Below are 19682 nucleotides of genomic sequence, written 5' to 3' on the forward strand. Positions count from 1 at the left end.
GAAGCAAAAGTAAAACATCACGAAGGGAATCATTTACTTGAAGATTACGGTTCGGAATTTCCTTAAGCTTGTTCTCCCATTTGTTTTAATGGTTGCTGCCTATTACTTCTATAAAGAAACCAGTACGCTGGCACAGGCGCAGCTGGATATCATCGAGCTTTCCCCCTATGTGATCTTTGCCGTGGGGGCCGTCATCGCGTGGAAATTCAACCGGAGCAGGGAGCTATTTATCCTAATCGTACTTGCCCTTGCTTTGGCGTCCATGGAGTATTTGCCGGGCATGACGAAGCCGTCCTCCCCGATTGCAGCAGCCGACATTTATATACTCATCTCCTTGATGATTCCGCTGAATATCGGGTTGTTCTCTATATTTAAGGAGCGGGGAATATTAAGCTTATGGGGAGTGCTCCGTATTGGAATCATCCTCTCCCAGGTCTTGATTTCAATATGGCTGCTGCGTCCCGGGCAAAGCGGGCTTCTCTCGCTTATAAAAAAAGACGTGCTTCCTGTTAGCCTTACTTCCATTACAGGGGTAACCCAGCTGTCCGTCGCGATTTTCCTGATTTCTTTAACCATGCTCATCATCAGGCAGGTTAGATATAAATCGTCTCAGGATATTTCGTTTATTGCTGTGTTATGCGCCATGTTCTATGTGATGCACGAGAACCGCGACCCGATGATGTACGCTGTGTTTTTTGCCGTTTCTGGCATTGTTCTGGTCACTTCGATCATCCAGGATTCGTATTCGATGGCATTTACGGATGAGCTTACAGGTTTGCCTTCACGGCGGGCTCTGAAGCAGGATATGATGAAGCTGGGCATGAACTATGTCATCGCCATGCTGGATATCGACCACTTCAAGAAGTTTAATGATACTTATGGACATGACACGGGTGACGAGGCGCTTAAGCTGGTGGCTTCGGTCATCAAGGATGTGACGGGCGGGGGGAAATCCTACCGCTACGGCGGTGAGGAATTCACGATTCTCTTTCCGGGAAAAAGCGTGCAGGATGCGCTGCCGCATCTGGAACAGCTGAGGGAGCAAATTGCCAAGCGGCCTTTCACGCTGCGCAATCGCAAAGGGAAAAGCAAGAGCAAATCCCGGCGCAAAACTCGAAATAATCGAGCCGGGAAACAAATTTACATCACCGTGAGCATCGGCTTAGCACAAAAAAGCGAGAAGCATAAGAAGCCGGATGCCGTCATGAAATCGGCGGACACGGCTCTGTACCGGGCCAAGAAAAAGGGCCGGAACTGTGTGAGCAAGTAGCGGAGAGGCGAGCTTTGTTGTGTTCATTTAGCACTGTGATTGTTGGGACGATGGTTTGTTAAAGATGATTAGATCGATGGTGGCGGACATCCAGCCCCTGGTTTTACTAGGTCATGTAAAAACTAAATGTATTTTATACAGCTAGTTAAGCTATTTTATTAAAAAAACCATCCGTTAAATGTAAAACATGCAGTTAGTTTGCCTGAATGGAGCTCATCCGTCGAAATAGCATAAAACTAAATGTAGGTTTTGCAGTTAGTTCCCTCTAACCCGGCCAAAACTGCTGAACTAACTGCATGAAATACATTTAGTTACCTTATCCTAACCATCTAGCTTTAGTTAATAGCTAATACTGCAGTTGTGCAGGAATTTTCCGTAATTTGAAAGGGCGGAGCCTTTTTCTACGAAAATTCCTGCATTTTCGCATCAATAGAGCCAAATTCTTATCTTCAAGAAGAAAAAAGCTGTATTTTCACACCTTTCCTGGCCGGTATTAAGTTAGAGGGCAATTTTCCACAACATCAGCAAGTAATAGGGAGGTTAACCATGCCAATGAAACCCGAAACTAAAAAACGGCTCAAAATCACGGCCATTAGCGTCCTCGCATTGTTGCTCCTTGCTGTAGGCGCTTTTTACATTTACACACTCAATTACTACCGGGCGGATGAAGCGGCGGTGCAAGCTATGGCCGGCGAAGAGAACAGCGTCGTTAGCAAAGATAAGATGTGGATTTTTTACCCGGAGAAGCAGCAAGCCAGCGACACCGCCTTGATCTTCTACCCCGGCGGAAAGGTGGAGGCAGCTGCTTACGCCCCGCTGCTAGAACAGTTGTCCCAGCAAGGGATAACCTGCGTTCTATTAAAGATGCCTTTTAATCTGGCGGTATTTGATATCCATGCAGCAGATCGCGTGTTTGAGCAGCTTCCGGAGGTGAAGCGTTGGTATATCGGCGGGCATTCCTTGGGCGGGGCAATGGCGAGCAGCTATGCCGACAAGAATGGCAGCAGATTAGAAGGGATGATCCTGCTTGGCGCTTATCCCGTAGGTCCTACTGAGCTTCCGACGCTTGCTATTTATGGCAGCAAGGATATGATTCTGGATACATCCAAACTGGGAGCCACTCCAAACCAGCATGTTATCGAGGGAGGCAACCATGCCTACTTCGGCAATTACGGGGAGCAGGATGGAGACGGAAAGGCAGCGATCACGAGAGAAGAGCAGCAGCGGCAGACCGTGGAGGAAATCATTGCTTTCATTTTGGAGGAAGAGAAGCGCTGACCTGCTGACGTCCGGAAGTATAAGCAGTGCTGCGCGAAGTCACCTGACAGGAGCAATATATATGAGAAAATATGAACGACTCTACGAATTCATTCCTTTTTTTGAAACAGTGTTGATTGATGAAGCAGTTCGGTGGGGAAGCGGTGGACAAGACACAAAAGGGACAATAACATTAGCTTACCCCACTTATCATCAAAGAGTTATCGAATTTAATAAAGTAATCCATGAAGAGGGTCTTCTGGAACCTGATTATTTGAATATCATACAGTCGTATGGTATTGAGACAATTGAAGAACTAGATCGTGCTATTGATGGTTTTGATCATAAACTTTCAATTGCCATATTAACCTACTACGTTCGGCAGGAAAGGTTTAGCGATGGCTTATGGGCAAACGCAATCGAGAATAAAATATTTCTACGGTTACTAAAACGATTGTTTGAACTTGAGAATAAAGGTGAGCTGCAATAGAAATGATTTCAAGTAACACCGTACCTCTCCAACGCCTTTGTCGACGATTCCAGCATGCGCCTTTTCAAATAATCTCCTTCAACTACCTTCACCCTCTTGCCGAGAAAACGAATTTTGGAGAGTAAATACTCCGCCTCGTCTCCCAATACGGAGAGCTTGACGTGATAGGTGTCAGTTCCGGCATCGTAGTGGACATCCTTATCAAAGCAGGAGAAGGCGTAAAGGATGCGCGACAATTCACTGTTATATTCCCACACAATTTGGATTACAGCTTCGGATTTGCGCGATTCCAGCGTATGCTGGATTTTCAGCAGGATGCTCTCCGCATCAGCAGGCTCGATCGGCTCGGCGGCGACGGTCATAATTTTGCTCAGCCGGGTGCTCATAAGGGAGCGCTGCCGAAGATGATACCAGAGCAGGTACCATTCTCTTTTGACCATAGAGTACTCGAGCTTATAGGGGAGCCCGGAATGCTCCGTCCGCGTGCGTCCGTCCTTGAGTTCGTAAGTGAGGCGAATCCCGCTGCGCTGTGTAATGTATTGGCGGAAAGTGCTCAGCAGCGGGTGGTACACTTGCTTTTCCAGGCTGCGGGCTTTGTGGATGAGATGCTCGGAAATATCCATGCAAGCGTCCTGATCCAGCAGGGCATTCAGCTTCTCCATTGTCTCGGACGTGAAGGCTTCTGCCGCTGCGGGATGCCCGAGCATCATCTTCAGCCAAGCACGCTCATGCGAGGTGACCATGAAGGTGCCCGAGTCATCCAACCGGGAGATAATCTGATAATTGAAAATTTTCTCAAACAGGTTCATAGTATGCCTGAATCTCCTTCCACTCGTCGATCATTTGCTGCCGGAAATAGGCGGGTTCGAGAATTTCACAGCTCGATCCGAAGCTGCGCAGCCACGGTTTGATTTCCGTCGTCCCGTTGACGGTGATTTCATAAATAAAAGAGTGCTCATCTTCTTCCACGATCTCCCCCCACTGTCCTTGCAGCAGCACCCGCTCCTTCACGAAATTCCGTTCAAACTTTCCCGGATTGAAGAAACGAGCCCGTACCTTTACAGGACGTCCGGTGTCGACCAGCCAGCTGTGCTGGAGTCTTTCCACCAGCTCGGTTTGCTTGGCATCGAATACGTCCGGGGAGATGGATATCGTCTCCTCGATTTGCGTCATGCCTTCCATCCGGAATTTCCGGATGCTCCCCCTGGTGCTCGAGAGCAGGTACCACCGGCCGTACTGGTGGTCGTAGACCACCTTGAGCGGGAGGGTCTGCACCAGGCTGCCCTTCGATTCTCGTTCGAACAGCGGGTTCGTGTTCTTGGAGGTATAGCTATTCTCCGCTTTCGGCGAGAAGTACAGGAACTGTACCTTGCGGCGGTTTCGTATGGCGCTGAGCAAGGTGAACAAATGGGCCTCATCCAAAATTCGCGAGTAAAAATGATACTTGTATAAGAAAGGCTCAATTGCATGCTTCTCGGCATGGTTTCGCAGGAGATGTTTTTTTAATCCATCGCGCAGCAGATAACCTTGAACCGACGGCACCTGCGTGTTGGCTAGGACATCGACGAAATCATACAAATCGTAGAGCTCTTCCTCCGACAGAGATTGGACCAGATCGTTATGGAGGCGGTAACGGTAGGGGCGCGCTGCGTTCTCCTTGCGGATGACGCCAACCTCTTCCAGGTATTTCAGATCAGAACGGATGGTCTTCTCGTCAGGCAGGGGCATTTCGGGATCGAGGCCGCTGCAGCACATATCCATCAGCTCCATCGCGGTCAGGGCTTGGTCGTTCAGGGCGGCCAGCAGCAGCGAAATCCTTTGCGACTCGGATTCTTTCAGGGATTTGGCGCGAAAGAGGAAGAGCAGCATCGGATCGCTGGAATCATAGTAGTTGAAGCGGATCGTCTCTGCGAATTCCTTGCCCTGTTCCTGCGGCAGCTGCTGATACACGGAGCTGACGATTTCCTTCAGCCGACGCAGCGTCTTGTCGAAGGTATGGACGGAGATGCCTAACCGCTCCGCAAATTGCTGTCTGCTGTAAGCTCCGCTTGTGAGCGCCAGCATGCGCAGAAACTGGATCTCTTTATCAAAGCTTTCTTTTGCCATCGCCGGTAATTCCCCTTTTTCCCAGGTTATATGTAGATAACCATTGTAACAGGAATAAGAGAGGAGAGGGTGGAAATTCTACGTTTGTAATACTTCCACCATGTTCATCCGCAGTGAATTCAGGCATTCTAGAAGCATGGAGTGCGCAGAATACAAGATAGGTTTGGAAGGAGAGAAACATATGTCTGAGCAGCGGCAGCAAATATTAGCGCAATTACGGCAAATCGAGCGGGAGGAGCAGGTACGGATTTTATATGCCTGCGAATCGGGGAGCCGGGCGTGGGGCTTTCCTTCAAAGGATAGCGATTATGATGTAAGATTCATATATGTCAGGCCAGTGGAATGGTATTTATCGATTTTTGAAAAAAGAGATGTCATCGAGCGCCCGATCAGCGAACTGCTCGACATTAACGGCTGGGATCTGAAGAAGGCGTTGAACCTGTTCCGCAAATCCAATCCGCCTTTGCTGGAGTGGCTGCAATCGCCCATCGTTTATATGGAGGATTATTCGGCGGCAGAGCAAATCCGCGAGTACTCTTCGCTAACTTTCTCACCCAAGGCTTGCATGTATCATTATTTGCACATGGCTGAGGGCAACTATCGTGAGTATTTGCAGGGGGAACAGGTGAAGATCAAGAAGTATTTCTATGTGCTTCGGCCAGTGCTGGCCTGCGAGTGGATCGAGAAGTACGGCACGATGCCGCCGATCGAATTCACGGCGCTTACGGATGAACTATTGCCGGCGGGAAGCGAGCTGAAGGCAGCCGTCGACAGTCTGTTAGTACGAAAAAAAGCCGGCGATGAAATGGATTTTGAGCCGAAAATCGGTCCGATCAATGCGTTTTTGGATGAGAAGATTCAGTATTATAAGCAAGCCGTAAAGGGGATGCCATCCTCTTCAGATGGACAGGACAACCAGCTCGACGAGCTGTTCCGGTCGTTGTTAATGGAAGCTTGGGGATAAGGGCGGGAATAAGCAAACAAGCAAACAAGCAAAGCTATAGACAATAGATGCATAGAAATAGAGGAGAGAGAGCATTATGGCATATCAGAATATCGATGGTGTACGCGTCTGGGGCAAACCGGAGGAAGGGGCGGTAACTCAAGCCAAAATGTGTGCGAAGACGGGGAATGTCGTGCAGTCTCTGCTGATGGCGGATCATCATAAAGGCTACAGCCAACCGATTGGCGGCGTCGTCGTATATGACGGTCAAATATCGCCGTCAGGGGTTGGGTATGATATCGCCTGCGGAAATAAGGCGGTGCGCACGAATCTATACGCGAGAGACATCCGGCAGGGACTTGGAAAGATCATGGATGAAATTGCGAGAAAAATATCGTTCGGGGTCGGCCGGATCAACAATGACAGGGTGGATCACGAATTGTTCGACGATCCGGATTGGGATGTTTACCGGGCTTTCGGCCAGCAGGAGCATGACAAGCTAAAAACGTTGGCCCGCAACCAGCTCGGCACAGTAGGCAGCGGCAATCATTATGTGGATCTGTTCGAAGAACCGGAAACAGGCCGGCTATGGATCGGTAATCACTTCGGAAGCCGCGGCTTTGGGCACAAAACGGCCAGCGGATTCATGAATCTTGCGGCAGGCCGGCGATTCACGGACAAGGCGCCGGGTGAATCGATGGATCAGCCGCCGCTGTTGCTGGACTTAAACAGCGAGGTCGGCGATATGTATTACCGGGCGATGAGACTAGCCGGCCGATATGCCTACGCAGGGCGGGATTACGTAATACGAGAGGTATTGTCCATTCTTGGAGCGGAAGCGGATTTTGAGGTGCATAACCATCATAACTACGCTTGGAAAGAAACACATAACGGGAAGGAAGTCGTTGTCGTACGCAAAGGGGCAACGCCGTCCGCACCGGAACAGCTTGGATTTATTGGCGGGAGTATGGGCGATATCTCTGTCATCGTCCGGGGAAAAGACTCGGAAGAGAACAAGGATGCTTATTACAGCACGGTGCATGGTGCGGGACGCATCATGAGCCGGACTCAGGCGGCAGGCAAAATGAACTGGAAGACCCGTACTCGCAGCGGCGGACAGATTACCACAAAGCAAATGCGGGATGCTATCCGGGATTACGGGGTTGAGCTCCGCGGCGCGGGTACGGACGAGAGTCCGTTCGTTTACCGCAAACTGCAGGATGTTCTGGACGCGCACAGCGAAACGCTTGAGGTGCTGCACATGCTTAAGCCAATTGGCGTCTGTATGGCGGGAGCCGATGAATTCGACCCGTACAAAGATTAGGCCAAAGGGAAATAGATCGATACAGTAAAAAAAGGAGGGGCTTTGCCCCTCCTTTTGCGTGTAATTAAAACTCAATCCCGCGAATTTTAGAGAAGATCATCGTGCTTGTTAAGGTGCCATCCGTACCAGTAGACTCGTTCCGCAGCACCCCTTCCAGGGTATAGCCCAGGCGCTTCGCCACATTCGCGCTTTGTGTATTGCGTGCATCGCACCGAATCTCAACGCGGTTGGCCTGCAGTTCTTGAATGGCGTAATTCGTAATGGCCTCTGCAGCTTCTGTAATGAAGCCTTGCTTGCTGAAGGAAGTGCGCACCCAATAACCGATTTCAAATTTACGGGCTTCCCAGTCGATCCGGTGGAGGCCGCTGTTGCCGACGAGTTGGCCTGTTTCTTTGAGAACTAGAAGCAGCATCAGGTCTGACCGTTCCATAAAGTTCAGGTGGGCACGACGGATGACCGTCTCCGAATCTTCGGGGCTGGGCATCTCTTGTGCCCAAGGCATCCATGGACGCAACTGTTCGATGCTCTCCACAGTGGCTTCGTTTAACGCCGCTCCATCTCCCGGCTTGGGAGCTCGGATCAACAACCGCTTACTTTCGAAACAATCAGGTATATCTAATAAAATAGGTTTCGTTTTGCTCATGCTCATATGCCTGCCTCCCCGAAAATATTTTTCCAATAAACATAGCATAGGCCGCGCCCTTGGGGCAAGATGTGATATTCTACTTTTATGAATAAGATCGGAATTAGAGTTTCTATATACGGTTGAAAAGGGGCTAGGTCGGCTGTCATGAATTTAGAGGAGTTGTTTCAGAGAAAGGATATCAAGTCTAAGGAGAAAACCGAAATGCTCGCAAAAGCTATGCTTGGCGGCGAGTTAAGCTCGGTTGGACTCATTCTATTCGCCCAGACAGCTAAAGATTCAATTAAGGCTGCTTGTATGGAGGCGCTCGAATATGCCACGAAACAGGATCCGCAAGCCGCAGATCGGGCGCTGTTTGAATTTGCACGGGATAACCTGGATGCCAAGGCTCCGCGGCTAAAATGGGAGTCAGCAAAGGTGATCGGCAATATAGCTTCACTCTATCGTGAAGATCTTGAACCTGCAGTCGCTCGTCTGCTCGAAAATGCTAAAGATGAAGGCACCGTCGTTCGCTGGAGTGCTGCCTATGCACTGACTGAAATCTATAGCCTGCCTGGGTATTCGAACGATAACTTTCGGGATAAGCTTGCCGCTATTTGTGCCACAGAGGAAAAGGCCAGCATTAAGAAGATTTATGGCAAGTGTTTGTCCCCCCCTTCATTTTAATCGTTCAACTTAAAATAAATGGATTTATAGTAGTTAGTTTCTGCGGCAAGGAAGAAAACATAGATTTACATGGATTTCATGTCGTTAGGAGAAGGGAAATTGCGAACGATGGGCTGGATCCGTGATTTTAGGTGTATTAAATCCATGTATTCCTCTGAAAACATCGTTTAAGGGATAATTAGATGCGTGAATTCCATTTAGGGTACGAAACAGCTTAGCGCGTAAACAACAACAGTCATTTCAATAGTTCATCTTATATAGAATATGCGGTATTGAATCAGCATACTTGTTGGGTTTGCTATAATCATACTCATAGATAACTAGAGTGTACTGAACTTCTTGTAGAGAGGATTAACGATGAACAAGACGATTGGAATACTAGCGCATGTCGACGCCGGGAAAACGACTTTCTCGGAGCAACTGCTTTATTATACAAAGAGTATTAAGCAGCGGGGCCGTGTTGATCATAAGGACGCCTTTCTGGACAGCCATCAGATCGAGCGGCAGCGGGGGATTACGGTGTTTTCGGACCAAGGGATTTTCAGTTACCAGGGTTCCTATTATTATCTCATCGACACGCCGGGCCATGCCGACTTCTCTCCTGAGATGGAGCGGGGGATTCAAGCGATGGATTATGCGGTGATTATCATCAGCGCCGTCGAGGGGATCGAAGGGCAGACGGAGATTGTTTGGGAGCTTCTGCGCAAGCACCGCGTCCCTTGTTTCTTCTTTATTAATAAAATAGACCGGGTAGGAGCTGATGTCCAAAGGGTAGTACGCGATATCCAAAGCAATTTCGCTGTGGATATATGCGACATTACGGAGGCCATGGCGGGGGACGGCGAAATGAGCGAGGAGCTAGCGGAATTCTTGGCTGAGCAGGACGAAGATCTCCTAGAACGATATATGGGAACAGGCTATGACCGAGAATCCTGGCTTGCCGTGATGCGGCGCCTGATTCGGGACAATGCGGTCTATCCTTATGCCTGCGGATCGGCACTGCAAGGAACCGGGATCGAGGGCTTCCTGCAGAAGCTGAATCTGCTGACGGTAACCGATTATTCTAGCGAGGAGCCATTTGCAGGCCGTGTCTACCGGATTCGCCATGACGAGCAGGGGACGAGAATTACGTTTATTAAAGCGCTCAGCGGGACGTTGCGTGTTCGGGATATTCTCCATTATGGCGATGCAGAGAACCCGGTGAGTGAGAAAATCACCCAGATCCGCGTGTATAACGGCCGCGAGTTTAAATCGGTAGAAAGGGCAGAGGCCGGTGAACTGTTTGCCGTTACCGGTTTGTCCAGGGCTGCGGTGGGAGATGGATTAGGAGAATTGCGGGAAAAGGCCGTTTACGAGATGGTGCCGACCTTGAAGTCGAAGGTGATTCTCGAGCCGGCCGTGAATAAGAAGGAGGCTTTGCAATATTTCAAAATATTGAATGCCGAGGATCCTTCCTTGAATGTCCTTTGGGAGGAGAGCCTGCAGGAAATTCATATTCACGTCATGGGTAGAATTCAGCTTGAGGTGCTTGAGCTGCTTGTCAAAGAGCGGTTTAACTTAAACGTATCCTTCGATAAGCCGGAAATATTGTACAAGGAGACCATCGAGAGCGAGACGGTCGGCTACGGCCATTTTGAACCGTTAAAGCATTATGCCGAGGTGCATCTTCGCATACAGCCGGGTGAACGAAATAGCGGAATCCGCTTTGAGAATGCCTGCCATGCTGATGATTTATCGGCCGGGAACCAGAACCTTGTTCGCCATCATCTTTTTGAACGGGATCATCATGGCCTGTTAACGGGCTCACCGGTGACGGATGTGACTGTAACATTGCTTACCGGGAGGGCTCATAATAAGCACACATCCGGCGGTGATTTCAGGGAAGCGACATGCCGCGCCTTAAGGCAAGGGCTGGAGAAGGCCAAAAACGTGCTGCTGGAGCCTTGCTATCAATTTAAAATTAAAGTGGAGCTGGATCAACTCGGCCGCGTCATCTCGGATATCCAGCAGGCTCACGGCAGCTATGATGCGCCCCGTACGGAAGGGGATAAGGCGATTTTAACGGGAACTGTGCCAGTTGCCACCTTCATGGATTACGGCAGCGAGCTGGCTTCCTTTACGCAAGGAAGGGGGACACTGAGCCTCGCGTTTGCGGGTTATGACCGCTGCCATAATGAACAAGAGGTTATTGAACGAATCGGCTACAATAAGGACGCAGACCCGGAATATTCTTCATCCTCAATATTTTGCGCCAAAGGTCAGGGCTATACCGTGCCGTGGGATGAGGCGGAGAGTAAAATGCACTGTTTGTAGTACGCGTATACGCAAGCGGTTGGGATATACCTATTTTGTTGATGATCTTTCAATCTCTTCTCGTGGAAGAGTGCTATAATAGTATGAAGCAGCGCCAATTTTTGATAGCTGCACAATCCAGCCAAAGAAGTGATGACACAGGTGAATAGTATAAGGCCAAGAATACAACATGGCGCTGTTTCCGTGTTGAATCGATTTTTTACCGGAACATCGATGGATTATAAGCAAATCATTGCGATTATTATTCCTATTTTTGTGGATCAGGGCTTTATAGTTTTGATGAGCCTGTTGAACACAGCTATGATTAGCTCGTCCGGAGTAGCCGCCGTCAGTGCGGTGAGTATGGTGGATTCGCTCAACATTTTCTTGATCAATGTATTCGTGGCTGTAGCTACCGGCGGTACGGTCATCGTCGCGCAGTATAAAGGCAGCGGGAACCAGCAAATGGTGTCCAAAGCGGCTACGCAGGCGCTGTCCGCTGTGACGGTCATCTCCGTGCTGCTCAGCATCCTGATTATCGCCTTTCATACGCCAACGCTGAATTTGCTGTTTGGCAATGCGGATGCCGATGTCTTCCAGAATGCCAGATTGTATCTCATCGGCAGCTGTATATCCTATCCGTTCATTGCGATATTCCAGGCGGTCAACGGCGTGCTTAGAGGCGTGGCGGAGACGAAAGCTAGCCTGAGCCTGTCTTTGATTATGAATATCACTTTTCTATGCTTAAACGTGTTATTGATTACGGTTCTGGATTTAGGCGTGATCGGCCTCATTATTTCTTTGCTTCTCGCCCGGATTCTGGGCATGATCAGTTCGTTGGTTTACTTGTTAAAATATAATCAGACCCTGCGCGTGCAGTTGAAAAATACGCTGAAGCTGGACTTCCCGATACAGAAGAAAATTATGTTCATCGGCCTTCCATTTGCCGCAGAGCAGATGTTCTTCAACGGTGGAAAGCTTCTAACGCAGACTTTTATCGTGAAACTGGGGACGCTGGCGATGACGGCGAATGCCATTAGCGGGTCCATGTCGCTCGTCTTTCAAATCGGTGGAAGCGCGCTAAGCATCGCGATCGTTACTGTGGTCGGCCAGTGTATCGGCCAGCGGAATATCCAGGATGCACGGAAGTTCATCAAATCGTTCCTGGGATTATCCACGGTGCTGTTCGTGTTAGCTTCGCTCGTACTACTGCCGTTGTTCCCATGGATGGTGAGGATGTTCTCGCCCCCGGCGGAAATCATTCCGACCATCTTCGGGCTGATACTGCTGATCGCTATCGCACAGCCGTTCCTGTGGTCATTTAGCTTCGTTTTGCCGGCAGCTTTGCGTGCCGCAGGAGACTCCAATTTCACCTCAGTCTCGTCCCTGTTGTCGATGTGGCTGTTCCGGGTTATCTTGGGTTACATTCTGGGCATCACGTTAGGCCTCGGTATTATGGGTGTATGGGTGGCAATGGTAGCTGAATGGGGAATTCGCGGATTTGTCTTTGCTTGGAGGTTCAGGGGAGAGAAATGGTACGCGCATAAATTGATATGATGAAGCAAAAAAATGCTGTAATGTAAGATAATGATAGGAAATGTACCAATTTTATTGGTAGTGTTTGGAGTGAAAAGAGTGTCAGGAAAATTCCTGATGCTCTTTTTTTGTATTTAAAATGAGGAGAGAGCAAGGAGTGTGTAATGAATTCTAAGTGCTTACTGTATTGTTATAACTAAAAAATGTTCGATTATTTATTTTTATGTTCTAATAATAAAAAGTATATTGACATCATTCGAAATAAAAGTATAATCAAAACATACAAATGAATACGCTTTCTAAAGTTGATATGAAAATTTTAACAAGTAATCTAAAGGTGTTTGAACAAAATGTGAACTTCATGCTGAGAAATAGCTGTTTTCGGGTAGTTGTTAAGGCGCGGTGTTAATCTAAAAGTTAACATATAGAACAAAAGTGAACTTTAAACAACTAAAAGGAGGATATGACAGCTCGTGAAAACCCCGAATCCGTTGCATCACTTTGTTGATAATGAGAAGTTCATCAAGAGATTAATGTTGATGCCGGCAGTGCTCGTACTTATCGGGATAATGATCCCGTTCCTGATCGGCGTGGCGACCTCGCTTACGGACAAGAAGCTTTATGCGGGAAACATCAATTTTATTTTCCTGAGCAACTATATCAACAATTTTAAAGATCCTGTTTTCCTGACGAGTCTTGGGAACACTTTGGCCTACGTAATTATGGCGATCCTCATGCAGCTGCCTTTGGCTATATTGGCTGCCCTGCTGCTCGATATCCCTTCCAGAATCAGAGGCTTCATGCGCTCGGTGCTGGTATTTCCTCTATTGATACCGCCGATCGTATCAAGCTTGATGTGGAAGACGATGATGCAGCCCAACTCCGGGGTTCTGAATTATCTGCTGTCGAAGCTTGGCATAGGGCCATTTCCATGGCTGACCAGCGTGGACACTGCATTGTTCTCGCTCGTTGTGATTGACACCTGGGTATACTTGCCGTTTATTACGATCATTCTGTTGTCCGGCCTGCAATCCCTTCCGCAGGACATTCTGGAAGCGGCCCAAGTCGACGGGGCAAGCCCGATCCGCACCTTCTTCGCCATCAAGCTGCGGTGGCTGAAGTCCAGCATTCTTCTCGTTTTGCTCTTCCGTGTTTGCGATTCCTTAAAAGCCTTTGAATTGATATATTCCACGACTCGCGGCGGTCCGCTAAATGCCAGCCGGACGCTGAACATCATGGCCTATGAAGAGGCATTCCGCTGGTCCAGCATAGGCAAGGCCATGAGCATATTATTTACACTTTGGATTCTCGCTTACTTCGCCAGTACGTTCTTGATGCGTAAATGGAATGAGAGCGGAATCGAGTAGGAGGTGCGCCGTGAACAATTCTCCCAACAAATTACTCAAGACGGCTTTACGTTATGCTGCGTACTTAGCATTACTATTCGTCATCATGTTTCCGCTCTATTGGATTTTTACGATGTCTCTCAAAAACTTTAAGGACATTATAGCTTATCCGCCGAGATTTTTATTTACTCCAACCTTTGACAATTATAGGCAGATCCTATTTAACGGCGGCAGCTTTAGCGATCTGCAGGGTATTCCCGAGTTTTTGCGCTATGTAATTAACTCTAGCATTACGACGTTCAGCGCGGTTGCCTTGGGGCTGGTACTCGGCCTGCCGGCGGCGTATGTGCTGGGCCGCGAGAAGTCGAAGGCCAATGACCGGATCGCCGGAAACTTTATGAGTTATCGCTTTGCGCCGGAGCTTGTCGTCATTTTGCCCCTCTATTCGATTTACAAGAAGATCGGCTTCTATGATACGTTTCCCGGTATGATTCTCGTGCATCAGCTCATTACGCTGCCGTTAATCATCTGGATTATGCGGGGATTTTTCCGGGAAGTTCCGAAGGAAATGGAGGAAGCGGCTAGCATCGACGGCGCCAATCATTGGATCATCTTCTTCCGCGTCATGCTGCCGATTGTGAAATCCGGAATTGGAAGCGCTATGATCATCTCCTTCGTCTTCAGCTGGAACAACCTGCTATTCGGCCTGGTCATGTCTGGAGGGTCTACGATGCCGGTCACGATGGGGATTTTGCAGGCGATGACCTTTGACCAGATTAAATGGGGAGAAATGGCGGCCTCGGCGGTAATCTCTTCCATCCCGGGCATCATTATCGCGGTATTTGCCCAACGATTCCTAGTTAAAGGGCTGACGATGGGGGCGGTGAAATGAAGAAGTTTCAATTATTGTCGGTCGGCAGTTGGGCCCCCTTTGATCATCTATTCAAGATGAGCCATTATCCTCAGGAAGGGGAGACGATCACGATCGAGACTAGCGGCGGCGGGGTGAACCAGGTGTACTTCGGCGATTGCAGCATTAACCTTGCGTATGTGGCTGCGGCATTGGGGACATCGACTTCCCTGGCCACGATTGTAGGGCATGATTTCGCTGCTTACGGCTATCGGGCTCATCTTGAGCAGGGTGGCGTCGATCTGAGCGGACTTACGGTCAAGCCGGATTTGCCCAGCGGACACAACTACTTGTACTTTGACGATCAGGGCAAAGGCTTCTGCTTCTCTTACCTGGGTGCCGCCGAGCACCAGGAGGAGGAACGGATTCCGGACGGATTGGCTGAGGGGGCGGACCATGTTGTGGTCAGTGAGAAGTTCTCTTCTTATACGCTGGAGGCGCTGCGTGCTGCACGGGCGGCGGGTGCCCGCACCTATATCAACGGCATGGTAGAGACAGCCGAGAATTTGTTGGACAACTTCCTCTCCTTGACCGATGTCATGTTCATTAACGAAAGCGAATATGGCAGGCTGATCGCCAAAGTCGGCGGGAACGAAGCCTGTCTTTTTGAAAAATACGGTCTGGAGCTGATCTTTATGACGATGGGGATGCGCGGCTGTAAGGTCATGAGGGCAGGCACCACGGAAATCGTGCCGATTGTCAGAAGAGAACATGTTGTGGACACGACGGGAGCTGGCGATTCTTTTGCCGGTGGTGCGATAGCGGCGCTGATCAAAGGCTGTGAACCCCGGATTGCTGCCCAGGTCGGAGCCACAGTGTCGAGCTTCATCATCGAGGCTTGGGGCTGCCAGAGCAATGTACCCGACTGGGGCAGAATGAGAGTGCGTTACCGCGAATATTTCGGGGATGAATTATAGCGCTGGCCGCTCGGTTCATTCCGCTAGATCAACCACATAGAGGAGGATGCTAGATGAAAGTAATTGACGCTCACATGCACTATGGTACCGATGCGAAAGTGGCGAGCTCAGTATGTACGCCGTACATGATTACGGGGCAGCCGGATACGGTCATTCGTTATTTGGATGAGCAAAACGCTTCGCATGGCGTTCTTTTTCCACACGATCGGATTATGTCCCCGCCCTGGGACGTGGACTATGACAAAGCCAATATGCAGGTCGGGGAGGCCGTCAAGCAATACCCGGACCGGCTGGTTGGCGTAGCCCGTATTAACCCGACGTTCGGCAAGGAGCATACCTGCGCACTCATCGACAAGTATGTGAAGGAATGGAACTGCAAAGGGCTTAAGCTCGTTGCCGGATACGATTTCTATCGTCCTAACGATATGAAGGTGATGGGGCCTTTGATGGAAAAGGCGGAGGAGTACGGATTGACGGTGCTGTTCCACTCCGGTGATGCGCCGCGGGATTTGCCTTCGCTGCAAGCCATCGCCGCCAAAAATTATCCGAAGGTCAACGTCGTGCTTGCCCACGCTGGGATGCATCTGTATTTATGGGAGGCGATCATCGCGGCCCAGGATTACGCGAATATCTATGTGGACATGTCGCAGGCATTTCCATTTGATATCAAAATCTTCATCGAGCAAGTGTCCAGCGAAAAATTAATGTACGGCTCGGATGCCCCTTACCAGTCCGCCGCCGTAGAACAGCTCAAGTTGAGGGAAATTGGCCTCACGGAGCTGCAACTGGAGCAGGTATTCCGTACGAATGCCATGCGCATCTGGGGAATCAAGGAATAACACACAATCACACGCCGAGATAGGCAGAATGGAGAACTGACAATGAACATACTTCAAGAACTTTTTCCCGTAAAAAAACCGATTATCGGCATGGTGCACTCACTTCCGCTTCCAGGCTCCCCGGATTTCAAGAAATACAATTTGCCGGATATTTACGACTATTGCGTAGAGGAAGCGATGCGTCTTATCGAAGGGGGTGTCGATGGACTAATGATCGAAAACGCCGGCGATATTCCTTTCGTCAAATCGGAATATATGGGGCCGGAGACAGCGGCCTGTATCGCCATTATTGGCGAGCGAATCCGCAGGGAAACCAATTTGCCAATGGGTGTGAATATCGTGGCAAATGCAGCGATTCAATCTATTGCGGCTACGAAGGCTTTCGGCGGACAGTTCGTGCGGGTCAATCAATGGGCCAACGCTTATATCGCAAACGAAGGATTCGTGGAAGGTGCCTCCGGGGTAGCGCTGCGCTATAGATCGATGCTGGAGGGCGAGGATATTCATGTGTTTGCGGATGTTCACGTCAAGCATGGCAGCCATGCCATCGTGGCGGATCGGCCGATCGAAGAGCTAGCCCGCGACGCGGCGTTCTTCGGAGCTTCCTCGCTGATCGCTACCGGCTTCCGTACCGGCGACCCGACGAAGGTTGAAGAAGTGTTTGCTGTGAAAAAGGGCTCGGATTTGCCGGTGCTGGTGGGCAGCGGAATCGACGCGGGCAACTGCCAGGAACTGCTAAAGGTAGCCGATGGTGCCATTCTCGGTGTATCCGTCAAGGAACCGAATTTGATGAGCGGCAAGACCAATGTCGCTAAACTGAAGGAATTTATGAGCCGCGTCCGCGAGCTTCGCGAAACGCTGTAGGATAGGCGAATCGAGCTAATCTAAAGTTGAACCAATCGTGGAAAGAGGTGCAGCAAAAATGAAAAGGCAGATTAGTCTTCTAGCTATTGCAATACTAATGATATCTTCCCTTGTAGGGTGCGGACAGAAAGCTCCGGGCAATCAGGCGTCCAGTGGGGGGAACGGAGGAGGAACAACCAAGGGAGAAGAAATTAACTTGCTTCTCGTCTCCCATACTTTTGTAGATGCACTTACACCGCTTATTCCTGAATTTGAGAAGGAAATGGGGATCAAGGTGAAATATGAGGTACTGGCGGAAGGCCCGGCTTTTGAAAAATTGCTAGCAGACCTCTCTTCCAATACCGGAATCTACGATGTCTTTATGACTTCGCCGATCAACAACTGGCAATATATTTCCGGCGGATGGGTCGAGCCGTTGGACGATTATATCGCGGATAAGTCCAAAACGCCGGATTCCTGGGATTTCAACGATTTCGTGCCGGGGATCGTTAATTCGGGCCGCTGGACGGGAGAATCTCTCAAAGGTGTAGGAGAAGGCAAGCTGTACGCACTGCCGATTAACTATGAGAGTTATAATCTCGCTTACCGTCCCAGCATCCTAAAGAAATACAATCTGGAAGTACCGAAGACTTACGAGGATCTCGGCAAAATGGTGACGGAACTGTCTAAGGTCAATATGACGGATGAGAATGGCCAGAAAATTTATCCGATCGTCACCCGCTTCGATAAATATTGGGATCTGACGTACCTGACGCTCGGCACGATGCTGCAAACCTATGGCGTGCATCTGATCGATGACAATGGCCAAGTGGCTATCGATTCTCCGGAGAGCATTGAAGCTACAAAGCTGTTCGTTAACATGATCAAAGAAGGCTCTCCGGAAGGCGCGGGCTTGTTCACCTGGTATGAAGCGCTGCAGGGCTTCGCTTCCGGCCAGTATTTGTTCTCGCTGAATGAAGCGGACGGCTTTGCTTCTACCTATGAAAACAAGGATCAGTCGCAGGTGTCCGACGACGTGGGCTACGCCTTGACCCCGGAAGGTCCAAACGGCTCGCGCAGCGCCTCGATGTGGGTATGGTCGATGGGAATGAACTCGGCTTCCAAGCATAAGGATGCCGCCTGGAAGTTCCTGCAATGGACGACCTCCCGCGAAGTTATGATTAAGACTCATCTTGCGGGCAACATGAATCCGGTACGCGCTTCGGCATGGGAGGATCCGGAAGTTGCGGCGATGGTGATGGGCTGGGGCGAGAAGGAAGGGCAATACCTGTCCGTCGTTCAGGAGATGTCCAAGGTTGCCGATCTGCGACTGCCGGCGCATCCTGAAATTACCCGCTTCCTTGATATTTGGGCCGAAGCGATACAGAAGGCTTATTACGGCCAGGATACGGTGGAAAATGCTTTGAAGGATGCTGCCGATCAAATTCGGAGATCGCTTTAAAGGAACGGAAGCAGCAGGAGACGAGGGTTGAGAGTAGCATCTGGAAACAAACAATTGAAGACAACAGTTGGGGACAACAGCTAAAGACAATAGTTGAAGACAACAGTTGAAGACAACAGCTAGAGGGCAGCATCTGGAGGCAGCAGTCGGAGATTAATATCTCCGGCTGCTGTTTTTTGCTGAACGTTGGGATTAAGATTGCTGCAATAACCTCGCGGCCCCTTAATTGAACTGGAGTCTTTTCCTCCAATAAATTAGACTATTGATTTATGACTAGATGGTCAGGATAAGGTAACTAGGTAACTAGATGCATTTCATGCAGTTAGTTTACCGTTTTTGGGCGTGTTAGAGGGAACTACCTGCAAAACCTACATTTAGTTTTAAGCTATGTCGACGAATTAGCTCTATTGAGGCAAACTAACTGCATGTTTTGCATTTAGCGCATGTATTTTTAATAAAAAAGCTTAACTAGCTGTATAAAATACATCTAGTTTTTAAATCACCAATGAATGATTACTTGAGCTTCTGGAAGGAGAAAGCCTCAATTTGTGAGTGATTTATTCGGTGATATGTGGAGAGTTGGGACATACCCAATTTTTAAGTTGGCGTAAAACTGATTTTGCGGGTAGACTCCATATTTGGCGGCCGCCGAGCCGCTTATGCATTAATATTGCGAAAAAAAGCTGAAGACTTATTTAAAGCCTGCGGGCAATCGGTGAGTAAGAACAAAAAAAGAGGAGTCGAAAAGGAAATGAAGAGAACATTTCCAAATGCGAATCCCCAGTTTCTAATCTTTATCTTAATCGCTGATTCTGACTACTGAATGATTTCCAGGCCT

17 protein-coding genes are annotated in these 19682 nt (G+C 49.3%); 14 read left to right on the plus strand and 3 right to left on the minus strand.

Features of this window, described 5'->3' with window-relative positions:
- Window positions 1-37 precede the first annotated feature (37 nt).
- The 3 genes from ACYUJT_RS19030 to ACYUJT_RS19040 all read left to right on the plus strand — a co-directional run bounded on the left by ACYUJT_RS19030 (window position 38) and on the right by ACYUJT_RS19040 (window position 3017).
- The gene (locus tag ACYUJT_RS19030) at window positions 38-1270 is read left to right on the plus strand and encodes a GGDEF domain-containing protein (RefSeq protein WP_460325155.1); all 1233 of its coding nucleotides are present in this window, start codon (window positions 38-40) and stop codon (window positions 1268-1270) included.
- Between the two features lie 546 nt (window positions 1271-1816).
- Window positions 1817-2548, plus strand: a complete 732-nt coding sequence (locus ACYUJT_RS19035) for an alpha/beta hydrolase (protein ID WP_460325157.1) — start codon at window positions 1817-1819, stop codon at window positions 2546-2548.
- A 61-nt stretch (window positions 2549-2609) separates the two neighbouring features.
- The gene (locus ACYUJT_RS19040) at window positions 2610-3017 is read left to right on the plus strand and encodes a DUF6508 domain-containing protein (RefSeq protein ID WP_460325159.1); all 408 of its coding nucleotides are present in this window, start codon (window positions 2610-2612) and stop codon (window positions 3015-3017) included.
- 8 nt (window positions 3018-3025) lie between these two features.
- Here ACYUJT_RS19040 and ACYUJT_RS19045 read toward each other — a convergent pair whose 3' ends face one another.
- Window positions 3026-3826, minus strand: a complete 801-nt coding sequence (locus ACYUJT_RS19045) for a WYL domain-containing protein (protein WP_460325161.1) — start codon at window positions 3824-3826, stop codon at window positions 3026-3028.
- Entirely contained in the window at window positions 3813-5123 is a 1311-nt protein-coding gene (locus ACYUJT_RS19050) for a helix-turn-helix transcriptional regulator (RefSeq protein WP_460325163.1), read from the minus strand. Before ACYUJT_RS19050 ends, ACYUJT_RS19045 begins: the two co-directional genes overlap by 14 nt.
- Window positions 5124-5304: 181 nt before the next feature.
- Between ACYUJT_RS19050 and ACYUJT_RS19055 the strand changes: the two genes are divergently transcribed.
- Together ACYUJT_RS19055 and ACYUJT_RS19060 are read left to right on the plus strand one after the other, a co-directional pair.
- Window positions 5305-6087 carry a nucleotidyltransferase domain-containing protein gene (locus tag ACYUJT_RS19055; RefSeq protein ID WP_460325165.1) on the plus strand — a complete coding sequence of 261 codons (783 nt, stop codon included), beginning with the start codon at window positions 5305-5307 and terminating at the stop codon, window positions 6085-6087.
- A 76-nt stretch (window positions 6088-6163) separates the two neighbouring features.
- Window positions 6164-7390, plus strand: a complete 1227-nt coding sequence (locus tag ACYUJT_RS19060) for an RtcB family protein (RefSeq protein ID WP_460325167.1) — start codon at window positions 6164-6166, stop codon at window positions 7388-7390.
- Between the two features lie 64 nt (window positions 7391-7454).
- On the opposite strand, the gene ACYUJT_RS19065 is transcribed toward ACYUJT_RS19060, so the two are convergent.
- Window positions 7455-8039 (minus strand): GNAT family N-acetyltransferase, encoded by a 585-nt coding sequence (locus ACYUJT_RS19065; RefSeq protein WP_460325169.1) that lies wholly within the window; start codon window positions 8037-8039, stop codon window positions 7455-7457.
- 198 nt (window positions 8040-8237) lie between these two features.
- Here ACYUJT_RS19065 and ACYUJT_RS19070 point away from each other — a divergent pair, with 198 nt between their 5' ends.
- From ACYUJT_RS19070 to ACYUJT_RS19110, 9 genes are all read left to right on the plus strand, one after another.
- Window positions 8238-8699, plus strand: a complete 462-nt coding sequence (locus tag ACYUJT_RS19070; RefSeq protein ID WP_460325171.1) for a hypothetical protein — start codon at window positions 8238-8240, stop codon at window positions 8697-8699.
- Window positions 8700-9056: 357 nt separating this feature from the next.
- Window positions 9057-11012 carry a GTP-binding protein gene (locus tag ACYUJT_RS19075; protein WP_460325173.1) on the plus strand — a complete coding sequence of 652 codons (1956 nt, stop codon included), beginning with the start codon at window positions 9057-9059 and terminating at the stop codon, window positions 11010-11012.
- 132 nt (window positions 11013-11144) lie between these two features.
- Window positions 11145-12548, plus strand: a complete 1404-nt coding sequence (locus ACYUJT_RS19080) for an MATE family efflux transporter (protein ID WP_460325175.1) — start codon at window positions 11145-11147, stop codon at window positions 12546-12548.
- 452 nt (window positions 12549-13000) lie between these two features.
- Window positions 13001-13894 (plus strand): carbohydrate ABC transporter permease, encoded by an 894-nt coding sequence (locus ACYUJT_RS19085; RefSeq protein ID WP_460325178.1) that lies wholly within the window; start codon window positions 13001-13003, stop codon window positions 13892-13894.
- A gap of 10 nt (window positions 13895-13904) precedes the next feature.
- Window positions 13905-14765 (plus strand): carbohydrate ABC transporter permease, encoded by an 861-nt coding sequence (locus ACYUJT_RS19090; protein ID WP_460325180.1) that lies wholly within the window; start codon window positions 13905-13907, stop codon window positions 14763-14765.
- The gene (locus ACYUJT_RS19095) at window positions 14762-15700 is read left to right on the plus strand and encodes a carbohydrate kinase family protein (RefSeq protein WP_460325182.1); all 939 of its coding nucleotides are present in this window, start codon (window positions 14762-14764) and stop codon (window positions 15698-15700) included. Before ACYUJT_RS19090 ends, ACYUJT_RS19095 begins: the two co-directional genes overlap by 4 nt.
- A gap of 53 nt (window positions 15701-15753) precedes the next feature.
- On the plus strand, window positions 15754-16539 hold the full coding sequence (locus ACYUJT_RS19100) for an amidohydrolase family protein (protein WP_460325184.1): 786 nt from the start codon (window positions 15754-15756) through the stop codon (window positions 16537-16539).
- 42 nt (window positions 16540-16581) lie between these two features.
- Window positions 16582-17403 (plus strand): BtpA/SgcQ family protein, encoded by an 822-nt coding sequence (locus ACYUJT_RS19105; protein ID WP_460325186.1) that lies wholly within the window; start codon window positions 16582-16584, stop codon window positions 17401-17403.
- 97 nt (window positions 17404-17500) lie between these two features.
- The gene (locus ACYUJT_RS19110) at window positions 17501-18844 is read left to right on the plus strand and encodes an ABC transporter substrate-binding protein (protein WP_460325188.1); all 1344 of its coding nucleotides are present in this window, start codon (window positions 17501-17503) and stop codon (window positions 18842-18844) included.
- Window positions 18845-19682 lie beyond the last annotated feature (838 nt).

It is taken from the genome of Paenibacillus sp. YSY-4.3, assembly GCF_054767475.1.